The organism is Marinobacter salexigens (assembly GCF_002806945.1).
Classification (GTDB): Bacteria; Pseudomonadota; Gammaproteobacteria; order Pseudomonadales; family Oleiphilaceae; genus Marinobacter; species Marinobacter salexigens.
This window is the reverse complement of sequence record NZ_NIHC01000006.1, coordinates 16,313-29,843: the sequence shown is the minus strand read 5'-3', so window position 1 is coordinate 29,843 and position 13,531 is coordinate 16,313. Positions and strand designations below refer to the sequence as shown.

The window sequence follows — 13,531 nt, the reverse complement described above, 5'->3', positions numbered from 1 at the left end:
TTACCAGCCCATTTCCATGAAGAAGAGCGCTGCTACGGCGTCGAGAAGAATCACCATAAAAATAGACTGCACCACGCTGGATGTGGTGTGCACACCAACGGACTGTGCACTGCCGCCTACCTTTAAGCCCTCAAGACACCCGATTGCAGCAATCAAAAAGGCAAAGATGGGTGCTTTCGACATGCCAACAAGGAAGTGCTTGAGTGCAATGTCCCGTTCTGCAATGGCCATGAACTGTGTTGGCGTAATATCCAGAGCAATGGCGCAAACCAGCCCGCCGCCCACCAAGCCCGAAAGCATTCCTACAAAAGTAAGAATAGGCAGGCTGACCATCATTGCCAGAACACGCGGAACCACAAGCAACTCAACCGGGTCCAGCCCCAGTGTGCGGATGGCATCCAGTTCTTCGTTCACTTTCATGGCACCGATTTGGGCGGTGAAGGCGCTCGCCGTGCGGCCTGCCAGCAAAATGGCTGCTAGCAGAACACCAAACTCCCTTAAAAAGGAGAAAGCGACCAGGTTGACGGTGTAAATGGTGGCGCCGAAGTCTTTCAGAACGGTGGCCCCCAGGAACGCCACTACGGCGCCTACCAGGAATGTGAGCAGAGCAACAATAGGAAGAGCGTTGAGCCCGGTATTCTGGATGGCCGCTACGAACGGTGTTACGCGCCAGCGACCAGGCCTTGGCAAAATAGCAAGCAACGTTGCGACAATCTGGCCAATAAAACCCGCTAACAGGTAGGTGAGGTGCCAGACCGCTTCGACCCTTTTGCCGGTTTCTGACAAAAATAGAGTGGTCGGTGCCAGGCTTTCCGGCTCAGGTGCGGGTTTCTCTTTCATTGCCTCTGCCACGGCGAGCAATAGCGCGCTCAGCTCCTTGGGCAGATTGGCGTTGCCTTTTGCCAGTGCAATGAGTGTTTCTGTCCCTAGAAGGCTGACCAAAAGTGATGCGCCTGCGGTATCAACACGCCCAAGATTTTCGAGGTTAATATTGGGGACAGTCCAGCTTTGGTCAGAGCGCGACTTAACATGGTGTTTGAGTGCCGTATAGTCGGCCAGCGTCCAGTCACCACAAATAATCAGCTTGCCATTTTCGCTCGCCAGAGATCCCGGCTGGCGTTTATTCGGTGAAGTGTTTTGATTTTTCGGGGAGCTGGCACGGATGGGCACGGGTGTCAGAATTCCGTTGGTTGGTTTGTTAGCTCTCTAGCTTAGAGGCTGTGAACGCTATCTGCCAGTATCCGACGGTCTTCTTCATCATGACTGGCCAGCACAATGAGTGTACCCCGGGCTTTCTCTTCAAGCAGGATCTGCCGGAGCAAATCCCGCGTATCGGCATCCAGGCCCGTAAGTGGCTCATCCAGAAGCATCACTGGTTGCTGGCGTAATATCGCCCGCAGAAGCGCAACGCGCTGCCGCTGACCGCCGGAGAGGTCGCCGGGCATGCGCTTGCCCAGTCCGCCAAGGCCAACACTGTGTAAGCCTTTATCGATAGCCTGCTGATCCTCCCGTGTGAGTTTTAAACCAGGGTGGATGCCAAGCCCGATGTTTGTCTCTACATCAAGGTGTTCGAACAGGTTGTGCTCCTGGAACACGCTGGTCATTGGTCGTTGCCAGGGTGGCCGCTGGCGCAGGCTTTCGTTTTGCCAAAGAATATCGCCGGATTGTGGCTCAAGAAAACCTGCTAGCAGGTTCATCAGGGTAGACTTCCCGGATCCACTGGCACCATGAATGGCGATGCATTGCCCCGACTCCACAGTGAAATCGAAATTCCATGGGCGCTCCTGGTCCGGGTATGCAAATACCAGGTTTCTTACTTCAAGCATGTTCAGGCTCCGGAACACTTCGGGATGGTTTGGCCGCCAGGCCGGTTTTATACCAAGGCGAACCCAATCTGCTAAAAAGACTAAACAGCGCCAGCAGAAGCAGCACCAGCCAAAGCCCTGTGGCAGCGGCTGCATCAATTCGGTAGCTGCCGAGTTGCTGATAAAGCAACACTGGCAAGGTAGGCTGGCCCGGTGTGCCAAACAGGGCGATAACACCGAAATCCCCCAGCGATAAGCCTGTGCCGTAGGCCATGGCCAGGGCCAGTGGCCGGCGCATTCTCGGCCAGTGTAGCCAGCGCCAGCGATACCAGCCCAGTACGCCAAGCTGATCTGCTTGTTGGCGGCTGGCGGAATCCAGGCTACCCAGTGGCCCTTTTAGCATCTGCAAAACAAAGGGCAGCGCCATCATGGCGTTGATCAAGGTAACCAATATCAACCCTTCATTTGAGCTGCCAAGGCTGGGGCGAAACAGCAGGAACAGGCCGGTGCCGAGAACCAGCGGCGGAATCATCAAAGGTAAATAGGCTGCTACATCGGTAAGCCGGGTGATAGCAGGTGTCTTTGTGGTGGTTCCGGAAGCCAGAATAAGCAGGGCCGCGCATACAGACATCAAACCGGCGGGCAGGGCGATAGCCAAACTTCTCATTGTGGCATCAAGCAGAGCGGGATTTACCGAGAAGCTACCTTGCGGGAAGAAGGCGCTCCCCATGCCGGGAAGCCCTCTGATCAAGATGGCCAACAGCGGCATCACCAGAAACAGCACAAACACTACCAGAACAGTTCCATCTGACATGCGGGCCCAGAGAGTGCTGCCGGCCTTGGTGCGGTGGGAAGCTACCCGCCTGTCTGGAAGTAGAGAAGCGGTAAGCCCACGGCGCGCTGCCAGCCACCAGAGGAAGCCGCAGATCAACAGCTGAACCATGGCAAGAAGCGCAGCCTGGCCGGAATCGAATTCGAAGCGCAAAGACTGGTAGATGGCAACCTCTATGGTGGTTGCCGCAGGCCCCCCGCCCAAAGTCATCACTATGGCAAAGCTGGTAAAGCAAAGGGTGAATACCAGGGCTGCAACACCGGGCAGAACCGGCTTTATGGCCGGCCACTCCACCGCACGCCAGTACCACCAGCGGCCAAGGCCGAGCTGGGCCGCTACCCTGAGTTGCGATGACGGGGCGCCCTCAATGGCCTGCAGCAGAATCCGCGCTGCCAACGGCGCATTGAAAAACACATGGGCCAGGACAATGCCGTTGATGCCATAGAGATTCCAGGAGGCGCCAAGCCAGTCGTTGGCAAAGCCAGTGAACCAGCCTTGACGGCCATACACGCTAACCAGGCCGGATACCGCAACAATTGAAGGCAGCACCAGGCTCAGTTCCATCAGCCGCAGCAGAACAGCACGCCCGGGAAATGCAGGTTGCCTGGCAAGAATTCTGGCAATCGGAATAGCCACAACCAGGCTGAGTACAACAGAAAGAAACGCCTGCCAGATGGTAAAGGTGATCACGGTGCGCAAATAACGGCTTTGCCAGAGTTGGCTGACCTCCGGCAGGGAAGCCTCCCAGACAAGCGCGCCCAAACCCGCTAGAGAGAGCAGCACCAGCGCACCGACAATCGCGAGCCCCGGCCAGAGCCGCCAACCGGAATGGCTGAAAGGGGCAGACCGCCAAGGTGCCAAGTGTGAAGCTGGCGAATGTTGTGGGTGTTCAGGGAGGCTGTTCATGGGCCGTGATTAGCGTGTCATGGCATCCAGCCACTCGTTCATCCATTGGCGGCGGCTATCGCTGACCGTTTTAGGCTCAAAATACAACGCTTCCTCTGGCTGGATCAGCCTGCCGAAAACAGACGGCAATTCATCGCCCAGGTCAGTGGCCGGGTACATCACGTTTTTAAGGGGAATGTGCCGCTGGAAATCTGCAGTCAGCATAAAGTCGAGAAAGTCACGCCCAAGCTGTTTCTGGCTGGATGACTCCACCAGAGCGGCTACCTCAACCTGCAGGTAGTGGCCTTCATCAAATTGAACGGCCTGGTAACGGTCAGTCTTATCCACGGCCATGTGATAAGCCGGGGAGGTGCTGTAGGAGAGAATCATTGGCGCCTCACCGTTCATAAACAGCGAGAAATAGCCGTCGCTCCAGCTCTTGGTTGTGGTGAGAATCTTGCCGTTGAGTTGCTGCCATTTTTCAGCTGCCTGATCCCCGTATACATGGCGCATCCAGAGCAGCAAGCCAAGGCCGGGGGTGCTGGTTCTGGGGTCCTGGATGATGATCTTCAGGTCATCAGGGGCAGTGATCAGTGCTTCCAGGCTTTTTGGCGGCTCAGGCAGTTGTTCGGTATCGTAAACGAACGCAAAGTAGCCCCAGTCGTAAGGTACAAATACCGGGTCTTGCCACTTGATGGGCAGAGTCAGGGCCGAAAGATCGGTTTCATGATTTGCCAGCAAACCGGTTTGCCGGGTAGTTTCCATGGTGGCGGTGTCCAGCCCCAGAACCACATCGGCCTGAGTGCTTTCGCCCTCAAGGCGCAGGCGCTGGAGAATATCGCCGCCGCTGTCCAGAACCACATAGTTGATCCGGCAATTGCAGGTTTGCTCGAAGGCTTCCTTTATGGCTGGCCCTGGGCCCCATTCTGCGGCAAACGAGGGGTGGGTATACACAGTGAGAGTGGCTGCCTTCTGGGCATAGGCAGGCGCACAAGCCAAGGCAAGCAGGAGCAGTGCAAACGCTCGGGTGAGCATGGTGGTGTATCCTCCGCAACAAGTGAGGGGTGGCCATAATTGGCTGCCATGTCGCGGGCCCCACCGGCTGTGGTGAGTGCTCAATCCCTTCGCCGGCATAATCCGGATCAGGTTCCGCGGGTATGGTCTCAGCCCGGCATTTGCCCGGCACCCCGTTGAGTTGAATACAGTGTACCATGCTGGCGGTTGGCAATGGTAAGAGGCAAGGAGAAGGCAGGTGCCAAAGTTTTTACACACAGCAGACTGGCAAATGGGGAGAACCTATAGCCGGTTCAGCGCTGAAGATGGCGCGGCATTGGTTGAAGCGCGGTATAAAGCCATCGAGCGCCTGGCGGCGCTGGCTACGGAGCACCAGTGTGATGCCGTGCTGGTGGCAGGGGATGTGTTTGATGCCCAAGCGGTATCTGATCGCACCATCAGGCGCGTATTTAACGCCACCAGTGGCTTCGCGGGCCCCTGGGTAATGTTGCCCGGCAACCACGATGCGGCACTTTCCGAAAGTGTGTGGACCCGCGCACAGCGACTGGGAGCCGTTCCACAGAACGTTCACCTTGCGCTTGAGCCGGGTGTGATACCTTTGCCAGAGCAGGGCATCGCCGTGCTGTCTGCGCCCCTTACCCAGCGCCATACCTATGGCGACCTGACTCAACCTTTTTCCAGCCTGGATACAGCCCCCGACATGCTTCGAATCGGCCTGGCCCACGGCAGCGTGCAGGGCTTGCTGGCAGATGACATTGATTCCACCAACCCTATTGCCCCCGACAGGGCTGCCACAGCGAATCTGGATTACCTGGCCTTGGGTGACTGGCACGGCGCCAAGCAGATAAACGAACGCACCTGGTACAGCGGTACGCCGGAACCCGAGCGCTTTCGCAACAACGATGCCGGTTACGTGTTGATTGTTGAGATAGAAGAACCGGGAGCAACACCGCAGGTCAGCCGCCATGAAACCGCCCGTTATCAATGGCACCAGTGGCGGGAAACCTTGTCTGTGCCTTCCGATCTGGATGAGTTGCTGGCCCGCATAGGCCAATTGCCAGAGGCTTCGGTACTGGATTTGAAGCTTAACGGCACCCTTACACTGGCAGGCGACCAAAAACTCACAGAAGCACTCTCGATTGCAGAAGCTCGTTATCGCAGCGTGACCTGCGATCGAAGCGGCCTTCAGCTGGAGCCCACAGAGGAAGATATTGCCGAGCTGCAGGCGGATGGTTACCTGGGGGAAGTGGTGCAAGAGCTCAGGGAGATACAGCAGGCAACTGAAACCGGTGAGGATGCACCTGTTGCGAGGGAGGCCCTCGGCATCCTGGCACGCCTGCTCAAGCCCAAAGACGCGGAGGTGGCGCAATGAAACTCCAGCGTTTACGGGTTGAGCAGTTTCGCCAGTTCAGGCAAGGCCTTGAGCTGGATAGTTTGCAGCCGGGCATCAACCTGATCCACGGCCCCAACGAATCCGGCAAGAGCACCCTGGTCCGCGCCATTCGAGCCGCCTTCTTTGAACGTTACCGATCAAAATCCGCTGAAGATCTGGCCCCCTGGGGCGATTCTTCCGCTGCGCCGACGATTGAGCTGGAATTTGAGTATAAAGGTCAGCGCTGGCAACTGGATAAGCGCTTCCTGAAACGCCATCGCTGTGATCTGAAGGTGGGTGACGAAACCTTCAGTGGCGAAGAGGCCGAAGAAAAACTGGCCGAGTTACTGGGCTACCAGTTCCCCAAAAAAGGCGCCAGCAAAGAAGAGCATTGGGGCATTCCGGGATTGTTGTGGGTTGAGCAGGGTACCGGGCAAAACATTGAAAACGCCGTATTACACGCTGGCGGACACCTGAAATCCGCATTGAACAACCTGGTGGGGGAAGTGGCCAGCAGCGGCGGCGACGAGGTTATTCAAGCGGTGGAGCAGCAGCGCAAGGAACTGCTGACATCAACCGGCAGGCCCAGAGGTGACTATCTGGAGCTGGCAAACACCCGTGACGAATTGCAGCAACAGGTATCGGATTTGCAAGCCCGGGTTGAGCAATACCAAGCCCAAGTCGATCGGCTGGGTACCCTGACCGATGAGCATGAACAGGCAAACCGGGAACGGCCCTGGGAAGAGGCCCGGCGGGGAATGCAACTCGCGGAAAAAAAATACCGCGAAGTTGAGGCTTTGCAGGAGCAACAATCTCGGGGAGTGGAATCACTTAAACAGATTCAACAAACCCTCGCCTTGCTCAAACAAAACCAGCTGCATTGGCGCAACCAGACCGAGCAGCTTGAGGTTCGCCATCAAAATTACTTGAACGCGAAACGACAGCTTGAGCAGGAAGAGCTGGCAAGCCCTGAATTGGCGAGGCAGGTTGATGCTGCCAGAAGCCAGTACCAGCTTGCTGCTCAGGCGGTGCAACAGGCTCACTTGAGAGATAAACGGGAGCGCCTGAAGAAAGACTGCACACGGCTGGGGGCGGAACTGACACAGCTTCAGCAGAGCCAGGAGCAGGCCAGAGGTGTGCAGGCTTCTCTGGCGACGGCCGAGGCTTCCAGAAAGCAAAACCTTATTGCTGTAGAGGACTTACGGCAACTAAAGAAGAATCAACGTGAACTGGATGACACGAATATCCGAGTCCAGACCGTTGCCACCCGCCTTACCTGGACCCTGAACCCCGGTACACATCTCGAACTGGATGGGCAAAGGATTGAGGGGCAGGGCGACAAGCTGTTGCTCGAGCCGGGAGTTCTAGCGGTTGCCGGTATCGGCGAGCTAGGCATTCAACCCGGCGGTGAGGATCTTGCCAGCCTTCGCAGGCAACTGGAGCGGTTGTCGCGCTCTGTAGCACAGCAGCTAACAGATCTGGCGGTTGAATCCGTTGAGGCGGCGGAGCTGAAGTGGGCACGATTACAGGAGGCCGAGGCTCAAATACAGCGCCATGAAGACATTCTCAAATCTCTGGCGCCCCAAGGCGTCGATCGGCTTGAAGCAGCCCGAGTGGAAGTGGAAACCGAACTGCGAGCCCGACGCGTTGAGCTTGATGCCCTGCCTGAGGCCACAACCACAGAAACAGACGCCAAGCCCCTAAGCCAGGTTGAAGCAGAGCAAAAACAGGCAGAAAACCAGCTTGCAGAGGCTGAGGCGAAGCAAAGAAACCACGAGGGTTTACTGCACAAAGCCCGCTACGTTAGCGAAACGGCGTTACGGGAATGGCAGCAAATGACAGATGAGCTGAATAGCCCTGAACGCAAAAAGCAGATTGAAGATTCGGCTCGCGATATTGCGGCTGCTGATAAGCAGAAGGCAGAGCTCGAAGTTTCCCTCAAAGAGCGAGAATCCCTGATTCGTGAGGCTCGTCCTGAGCTTTTGAAGCAGGACATAGAGCGTTACCGGGCAACCGCCGAGCATCAGGAGAAAGCCCAGCAAAACCGCACCCTGGAACTGGGAGAGATCCGCGCAAGGTTGGAGGCTTGGGGTGCCGAAGGACTGGAAGAGAAACATAACGAGTTAGCGGTGGAGCTGGAGCACGTTAATCGCCGCTACCTTGAGCTGGACAGGCGGGCAAAGGCGCTGGATTTGTTGTTGAATCTGCTGATTGAAAAGCGCCAGGCGCTAACACGCCGGTTACAGGCCCCGTTACAGAAACACCTGGATCATTACCTCACAGTGCTGTTCCCGGAAGCCAGCCTGGAAGTAGACGAAAACCTCATGCCCGGGAAATTCAGCCGGGGCAGCGAGCTGGGCCAGATGGCAGAGCTGAGTTTTGGAGCCCGAGAGCAAATGGGCCTCATCAGCCGCCTGGCCTATGCGGACTTGTTGCAGGAAGCAGGGCGGCCCACGCTGATCATACTGGATGACACTCTGGTACACAGTGACTCAGGGCGACTGGATGGCATGAAACGTATCCTGTTTGACGCAGCCACCCGGCACCAGATATTGTTGTTTACCTGTCACCCCGAAAAGTGGCGGGATTTAGGCGTAGAACCACGGGACCTTGAAGCACTGAAAATACAGGGTGTTTCTGGTTAAAAAATGCTCGCAAACATCAAATAAAACAAAAACTTAAAAAAAGTCTTGACGAGTGAGCCGTAATCCGTAGAATACGCATCCGTTGTTGAGGCATTGCTTCAATAGCTAAGAGCGGGAATAGCTCAGTTGGTAGAGCACAACCTTGCCAAGGTTGGGGTCGCGAGTTCGAATCTCGTTTCCCGCTCCAATTTCCTCAAGTCTCTCAATGCCAACCTGAGAGCACAAAGATTTGATTCCTTCGATCTTTTTAGGCGCGGTGGCAGAGTGGTCATGCAGCGGACTGCAACTCCGCGTACGCCGGTTCGATTCCGACCCGCGCCTCCATTTTTATCGTTTCAAATCAGTTAGTTAACGCCTGTGATTTTAGTTCAGGTTCTCACCCAAAAAACATCCAAAATACACCCAAAATATAATCCGCTTTCATGGATAGCCTGGCAAAAGTCATTTAAAGCGGATAGCAAAAGGCCTCGCTTTTGTTGTTCGAGGCCTCGAGGTGGATTTCTGACATTGAGAATTATGAGCTAAGCTAAATCGCTAGTACTGATTTTTTTAGCATTCTTCAATGCGTTTTTTCGCAGTAGTTGAAGGTGTAGGTATGCATCCCTGGGGTGCATATACGGAATGCACATACTGGACGCTAAAAAAGCGAAGCGAGCGAGATCATCATTCGTTGCATAGAGCAAAAACTCCGGATCTCCATCTACAGGATTGTCCGGAATCAGCTCATGGGGCTGGCTAGGTTTATCGAACTCGAATCCCACACTCAATACAAGATTATCAATTTCTTTCGCCAGTTCAGATCCTGTGAGAGCTGTGTCGGCGAGTAAATCTCGGCTTTTCTTTTTAATGATTTCTAATTCGTGTGTTTGCAAATACTTCCCAATTTTCAAATTTACCTTCTCTTCGCCATTGCTGTAATAGATGACAGAAGAATAATCTTGGTCTTTTATGAGAAAAGGTTCAGAGAATTTCCCAGAATGATGATCATTAAGGTGCATAGATACTGCGATGCTCTGTTCCTTCGGGGCAACGTAGATATATGTTTTATGTTCACGAAAGATCTGTAAGCCGTTGTTTAAATTCATAAGTTTACCTTAGAAATATTTCATTGACGGATAATCTTCTTACTGCCCGGCTTGGCCTAAAGGCCAAGTTACGTATGCGAACAGCCGGGTTTTCAGAAGCTTCATAATCAATATGCGTACTATGTTCCTATGTGTAAGTCTCCTATAAGTTTCCAAATGGTCTTGATGGTCTCTATTCAACATCTGCAGTTATTTCGTATTCTGTTCTCGATCGAATTTAATAGTGGTTCTGGCTCGTTTAGGTGGCTTTATTAATCGGTAGTGATTTCGCATGGCCTCCGTGTCATGGCCGCCTTTGTCGTTTTCTCCTTGGGTTAGGAACTCTTCTGTCAGGCCTTTCTTGCGAAGGTCTCTGAGATGGTACATACCTCCATACCCAGCTTTTTTGCACGCGTCTCTCCATGCAGCCTGTATCGTTCTATGCTTGACCTGCTGTGCTCTGGAGCGCATGTCGAAATATCGTGGATACACCAGTAGATACTCACTGATGATGGCCTCCTTCCGCTTGAACTCCACGAACCACATCCACAGATCTGCGAGATCCTCGTTCATCTCGAGTTCGATACCGATTTTGGTTTTGTGGCGAGCAAAGCGGATCACTCCGTAGGCGAAATAGTCCCCGCGATCGACGGGTTTTCTATAGAGTTCACCTTGGGCTTCTTTCAAATTGAAAACGTCAATCGGCTGTTGACTCATCATATAAATGAGATCGCAAATCTTCGCGCGCCAAGTGCCGTCCATATCTCGTTTGTTATGGCGATGCACGCACAGGTGTCCAGTTATCTTCCGGTAGGCTTCATCCGGGATGAGAACCTGGCGTTTTTCTTCTGCAGCCTTACGGATATCAATCATTGGATTACGATCAATGAGTCCTTCCTGGACCGCATGGAGGAATACCCGATTTAATGTGTTCTTGAGACCGTTGTAATGTGTCGGCATCTGCAACCATGGGGATAACAGTTTGCGAATTTTCCGGAGGATTTGTGGGTCGGAAAGCGGGAACTGCGCATCGTCACTTTTCTCCAGCTGCCGGGCGTCGCTCGCGTAATCGACTCTGGTTGGCTTAGCGATTGGGGCACCTTTGTTCGGTCCTCTTAAGGAAAGGACTCGGCACTCAGACCAAACTATGCGGTCGCCTTGTACTTGATGACCAAGGACCTCTGTTCGCCAATTCGCGAGGTAGTCCTTTAGAAGGATATGGTCTCCCTTGTCTGTTGGAGTCGAAAGGCTATTTAATTTTTCAGCTAGCGAATTGGCCTGCCACTCATGGACTTCGGCCTCCCATGACTGGTTGAGAACTGACCAACGACGAATCGCAACGCTTCTGTCTTTCGTCCTCAGGCTACCCCGTTTTTTTGTTATAGGGTGGAGGACGAAATAAACGCCATCCTCACTGAGATAGAGGCCAGGGTATCTTTGCAGACTCGAATGCTTTTTCGAACGATATCTAGGTGCCATATCAGGAAGCTAATTTACTCGCCAATTCGTGGATGAAGCTGTCATCTTCAGCACCGGATCCGGACATCCGACGCTCCATCTCCCGGAAATACTCATCCAAGTCGATCTTCCAGGCTTTCCCGAGCTTAAAGGCACCCGGGATAACTGCCAGTCCGAACTCGTCTTTCGCTGAGCAGAGTCGACGAACAGTTGAAGGGGCAGGCGGCGCGCTGTCGTATTCAAAGACAACCTGGATAAAATCTTCAATTGATACCGGACGCATAGCTATCTCCAGAACTCATTAAGAAGTAAGCATCTGACCCTTAAGTTGGGCTCTATTGGAGTCAAACTCGATCAGGCATGTAGCTAACTGTAAGTGTTTTTGAGCAGAAGCAAGCGCACAACGACCGCATAAAAATGCCGTCGTTTTGCAGGGTTGGCAGAATGTGGAGTGTCTTGCGACTAATTTAGATGTGAGGCTGGGTTAGTACTGAAAGCTGTGTTTGTTGGCTTGTAGATAAGATAAGTCATGTAATTATTCGCTGAGACATCTTCTGATCACTCGGGCCATCGTTCTATGACAACGAAACACGTAATGCCGTTTGCTGGCTATAATTATCTATCAGCTGATGATTTTGAGCGCATTCTCGAGTTGTTTTCTCTGGCTCTCGCTCAGTTAGACCCGACTGATGCTTGGGGACTCGGCGATACTCAATTGATGAACGCAAAACAGATCATCCATAAGTTTTATGGGGATCAAAGCCGCTACATTCCTTCGCTTGCGATAGAGATGTTCAATGAGCGTCTGATCGGCAATATCAGAAACGATAAAAACGGACGAATGACCCACTCACATTACCAGCCAAATCTTCTAATGCAGTACGCTACAGAAGTTGCTGATTGGGGGTTGGTGACTGGGGTCATTAGTGTACCCATAGAGCTAACGCACCATTAACGTCGCCAACTCCATTTCCAGTATGGTGCGGCCATAGACGCTTGTTGTGAAACTGTGGGAGGTGATTCCTTGAATCCTGTCAATTGGTGACCGATAGACGTTGGTGTCGACAAATACAGCGTTTCGTTTCGTTTTCCGACCATCCCGTCTTTTCTGAACAGCTTGCCATGAGCCATAAAGGTCACGTTGTGTTCGTACTTGAACACATCCAGTCTTTCGACTTGGATACGCCCGGGTTTTCCTTGCTGCATAACCTGCAAAATATCCCCGCGGCGAACACCAAGGATCTTTTCACAAACTCGCTGTTTGGCAACTTCAAGTTCTGATTCCCATTGCTCGATTATTTCTTCGGCAGAGAGCAACCCGTCTTGCAGTAGCTGCAGCGCCTGGAATTGTTCGCTGGGCCACCAAATCTTCATAGCACGCGCCAGCTTCTGGTGTAAGTCGGAATCCAGAAGGTCGTACACGACAGAGGATGCGAGTGTATGCATATCCTCAGCCTCCAGTAGAGTCTGTAGTAGACTCCAGTCTTCTCGGTATATTCGCACCTCTGGGTCGGTGTGAGTATTGCGCTGACGTTCTGGAAAAAAAGATAGCGGCCCCAGGTGGTCAATTGGAACCGGATCCGTCTCATAGATATCGTTGGGTGATTGCTGTTCAATTCTGAGCCAAGCGTGTGTCCCCGACACGCAAAGATCCGCTTTGGCAATGCAATATGATTTCGATGAAAAGATATACCGAACGCTCTGGCAATATTCTGAGCTATTAAGTGGGATTGCTGAGAATGCTAAGTACAGCTCATCAGCTAATCGCTTGGCGTTTGTGAGGTGCAACAGGAGCTCCTCGGAAACACGGACCACAACGAATTCGTTCTCGTTCCGATGGCTGTATTTTTCAGGTTTCGGGAATACCAACACATGCTTGGCGACCAATGGCAACAGAGCATCTAGAAGCCCGGCAGCAACCTGTCTTGCAGAAGCAAATGGCGTGTTTGGTAGTAAATCTTCGAAGCGCTTAATCGCCGTTGTTAAAACGGCGGACGCCAGTGGGGGATCGATTTGTACAAGCACTGTTCCTTTGAACTCGAATCGCCCCAATTCGGAGTTCTGGTTAAGAGCGATCTCAGCAGCCCTTTCGAAAAGTTCTTTTTTCCGCTCCGATAAATGAACCCCTGGTTGAATAGGTTTTTGGTTAAGCTGAGCACTGAGCATGTCCAGGTATGCAGTCATTGGCGGGATAGGTCGCTCCTGATTACCCTTGAATCGCGCCCAATAGCCCGAAGGGGGCTTGGGAACAGAAAGCTTGGTGCACAGTTTCTTCAGCGCGGCCCCTGAAATCCCGAGCTTGTCAGCTGCCTGCTCAATGGGCATCGACCAAACCAGATGCAAAAGCACCTCTCGATCTTGCTTGAGCCTGCCATCATTGAGTTTTTCCTGCATTGCACTAATTCCCTTGCGGCTCTTCAGAGATTTTAGGCAACTTTCTCATGTTTTAGTTGTGA

At 53.2% G+C, this 13,531-nt stretch carries 11 protein-coding genes, 2 tRNA genes and 1 riboswitch; of the genes, 5 read left to right on the top strand and 8 right to left on the bottom strand.

Annotation, left to right across the window (positions count from 1 at the left end; genetic code table 11):
* From CDH47_RS12380 to thiB, 4 genes are read right to left on the bottom strand one after another with little or no spacing between them, the layout of a single operon-like run.
* Positions 1–1,164, bottom strand: a complete 1,164-nt coding sequence (locus tag CDH47_RS12380) for an MlaE family ABC transporter permease (RefSeq protein ID WP_205077579.1) — start codon at positions 1,162–1,164, stop codon at positions 1–3.
* Between the two features lie 47 nt (positions 1,165–1,211).
* Complete coding sequence (locus CDH47_RS12375) at positions 1,212–1,826, bottom strand: thiamine ABC transporter ATP-binding protein (protein WP_100640219.1); 615 nt, start codon at positions 1,824–1,826, stop codon at positions 1,212–1,214.
* A complete protein-coding gene (gene thiP, locus CDH47_RS12370; RefSeq protein WP_100640218.1) occupies positions 1,819–3,543 on the bottom strand; it encodes a thiamine/thiamine pyrophosphate ABC transporter permease in 1,725 nt (574 codons plus the stop codon). The genes CDH47_RS12375 and thiP overlap by 8 nt, the downstream gene beginning before the upstream one ends.
* A 9-nt stretch (positions 3,544–3,552) precedes the next feature.
* Entirely contained in the window at positions 3,553–4,557 is a 1,005-nt protein-coding gene (thiB, locus tag CDH47_RS12365) for a thiamine ABC transporter substrate binding subunit (protein WP_100640217.1), read from the bottom strand.
* 67 nt (positions 4,558–4,624) lie between these two features.
* A riboswitch (TPP riboswitch) is annotated at positions 4,625–4,722 on the bottom strand.
* A gap of 52 nt (positions 4,723–4,774) precedes the next feature.
* Here thiB and CDH47_RS12360 point away from each other — a divergent pair.
* The 4 genes from CDH47_RS12360 (at position 4,775) to CDH47_RS12345 (ending at position 8,877) form a co-directional block, all read left to right on the top strand.
* On the top strand, positions 4,775–5,908 hold the full coding sequence (locus CDH47_RS12360; RefSeq protein WP_100640216.1) for a metallophosphoesterase family protein: 1,134 nt from the start codon (positions 4,775–4,777) through the stop codon (positions 5,906–5,908).
* On the top strand, positions 5,905–8,553 hold the full coding sequence (locus CDH47_RS12355) for an AAA family ATPase (protein ID WP_100640215.1): 2,649 nt from the start codon (positions 5,905–5,907) through the stop codon (positions 8,551–8,553). Before CDH47_RS12360 ends, CDH47_RS12355 begins: the two co-directional genes overlap by 4 nt.
* Before the next feature lie 111 nt (positions 8,554–8,664).
* Positions 8,665–8,740: transfer RNA gene (locus CDH47_RS12350), tRNA-Gly, on the top strand.
* 63 nt (positions 8,741–8,803) lie between these two features.
* Positions 8,804–8,877 (top strand) — tRNA-Cys (locus tag CDH47_RS12345).
* Between the two features lie 197 nt (positions 8,878–9,074).
* Here the strand turns inward: CDH47_RS12345 and CDH47_RS12340 are convergent.
* From CDH47_RS12340 to CDH47_RS12330, 3 genes are all read right to left on the bottom strand, one after another.
* Positions 9,075–9,638, bottom strand: a complete 564-nt coding sequence (locus tag CDH47_RS12340; RefSeq protein WP_100640214.1) for a hypothetical protein — start codon at positions 9,636–9,638, stop codon at positions 9,075–9,077.
* Between the two features lie 189 nt (positions 9,639–9,827).
* Complete coding sequence (locus CDH47_RS12335; protein ID WP_239985761.1) at positions 9,828–10,490, bottom strand: site-specific integrase; 663 nt, start codon at positions 10,488–10,490, stop codon at positions 9,828–9,830.
* Positions 10,491–11,097: 607 nt separating this feature from the next.
* The gene (locus tag CDH47_RS12330; protein ID WP_100640213.1) at positions 11,098–11,358 is read right to left on the bottom strand and encodes a hypothetical protein; all 261 of its coding nucleotides are present in this window, start codon (positions 11,356–11,358) and stop codon (positions 11,098–11,100) included.
* 294 nt (positions 11,359–11,652) lie between these two features.
* On the opposite strand from CDH47_RS12330, the gene CDH47_RS12325 reads away from it, so the two are divergent.
* Entirely contained in the window at positions 11,653–12,030 is a 378-nt protein-coding gene (locus CDH47_RS12325) for a hypothetical protein (protein ID WP_100640212.1), read from the top strand.
* On the opposite strand, the gene CDH47_RS12320 is transcribed toward CDH47_RS12325, so the two are convergent.
* Positions 12,027–13,469, bottom strand: coding sequence for an RWP-RK domain-containing protein (locus tag CDH47_RS12320; RefSeq protein WP_100640211.1), 1,443 nt, complete (start codon positions 13,467–13,469; stop codon positions 12,027–12,029). The genes CDH47_RS12325 and CDH47_RS12320 overlap by 4 nt on opposite strands.
* Between the last annotated feature and the right edge of the window lie 62 nt (positions 13,470–13,531).

Excerpts from the sequence above, each read along its gene's own strand:
- CDH47_RS12355 (WP_100640215.1), top strand. The coding sequence starts at position 5,905 with ATGAAACTCCAGCGTTTACGGGTTGAGCAGTTTCGCCAGTTCAGGCAA.
- CDH47_RS12335 (WP_239985761.1), bottom strand. The coding sequence starts at position 10,490 with ATGATTGATATCCGTAAGGCTGCAGAAGAAAAACGCCAGGTTCTCATC.
- CDH47_RS12330 (WP_100640213.1), bottom strand. The coding sequence starts at position 11,358 with ATGCGTCCGGTATCAATTGAAGATTTTATCCAGGTTGTCTTTGAATAC.
- CDH47_RS12340 (WP_100640214.1), bottom strand. The coding sequence starts at position 9,638 with ATGAATTTAAACAACGGCTTACAGATCTTTCGTGAACATAAAACATAT.
- thiB (WP_100640217.1), bottom strand. The coding sequence starts at position 4,557 with ATGCTCACCCGAGCGTTTGCACTGCTCCTGCTTGCCTTGGCTTGTGCG.
- CDH47_RS12325 (WP_100640212.1), top strand. The coding sequence starts at position 11,653 with ATGACAACGAAACACGTAATGCCGTTTGCTGGCTATAATTATCTATCA.
- thiP (WP_100640218.1), bottom strand. The coding sequence starts at position 3,543 with ATGAACAGCCTCCCTGAACACCCACAACATTCGCCAGCTTCACACTTG.
- CDH47_RS12320 (WP_100640211.1), bottom strand. The coding sequence starts at position 13,469 with ATGCAGGAAAAACTCAATGATGGCAGGCTCAAGCAAGATCGAGAGGTG.
- CDH47_RS12375 (WP_100640219.1), bottom strand. The coding sequence starts at position 1,826 with ATGCTTGAAGTAAGAAACCTGGTATTTGCATACCCGGACCAGGAGCGC.